Here is a 1,122-nt window from a genome sequence, read left to right on the forward strand (position 1 = left end):
CATCAAAACCGGCAAAAAAGACTACGCCAGCAAAGCCCTGAGCTACCCCCTCGAAGCCGGCGAGCCCAAGGCTTACAACAAGCTGATGAGCACTTTATACTCTCCAACCGAGCGCCACAAAATCGAATGGGCTATTGGCTCCGTTGTATCCGGAGAGTCCAAACGGCTCCAGAAGTTCATGGTACTCTATGGTGCTGCGGGAACGGGTAAGTCTACGGTGCTCAACATCATTCAGAAACTCTTTGAGGGCTACTACTCCGTCTTCGATGCAAAAGCCCTCGGCTCGTCCAGCAATGCGTTCGCTCTTGAGGCATTCAAAAGCAATCCTCTTGTGGCGATCCAGCACGATGGCGACCTCTCCCGCATCGAGGACAACACTCGGCTCAACAGCTTGGTTTCCCATGAGCTGATGACGGTAAACGAAAAGTTCAAGTCAACTTATGCGAACCGTTTTAAGGCCTTTCTCTTCATGGGTACGAACAAGCCTGTTCGGATTACGGATGCCAAGTCGGGGCTCATTCGACGCTTAATAGACGTCTCCCCCACCGGGGACAAGCTCGATCCGAAAGAGTATAAGACCATCATGCAGCAAATCGAGTTTGAGCTGGGCGCCATTCCGTCTCGTTGCCGTGACGTATATTTGGCAGATCAAGGCTACTATGACAACTACATTCCCATTGCCATGCTCGGAGCCTCCAATGATTTCTACAACTTCATCGTCGACTCCTACCATGTGTTCAAGCGTGAGGATGGCACTTCGCTGAAGGCGGCTTGGGAGATGTATAAGACCTACAACGAAGAGGCGAAGGTCGCTTACCCGCTCAGTCAACGGGCGTTCAAGGAGGAGCTGAAGAACTACTTCCGAGACTATAGCGAGCGGTTTAGCCTTGAGGACGGCTCTCGTGTTCGGAGCTACTACAGTGGTTTTCGGACAGAGAAGTTCGAGGAGCAGACCATCTCTGAAAAGCCAAAAGAAACCCCTCGCCTTATCCAATTTGATGCCACGGAGTCGATATTTGACCATGAATGCGCTGCCTGCCCTGCTCAGTACGCAACTTCAAAAGAAACACCGACTCAGAAGTGGGAAAAGGTTGCGCGTAAACTCTCCCAGCTGGACACCAG

At 51.8% G+C, this 1,122-nt stretch carries 1 protein-coding gene; it reads left to right on the forward strand.

Features of this window, described 5'->3' with window-relative positions; translation table 11 throughout:
• The coding region (locus tag JX325_RS17495; RefSeq protein ID WP_243414171.1) for a DUF5906 domain-containing protein at positions 1-1,122 on the forward strand (1,122 nt) is incomplete at both ends.

Source organism: Oscillibacter sp. CU971, from assembly GCF_905219725.1.
Classification (GTDB): Bacteria; Bacillota; Clostridia; order Oscillospirales; family Oscillospiraceae; genus Oscillibacter.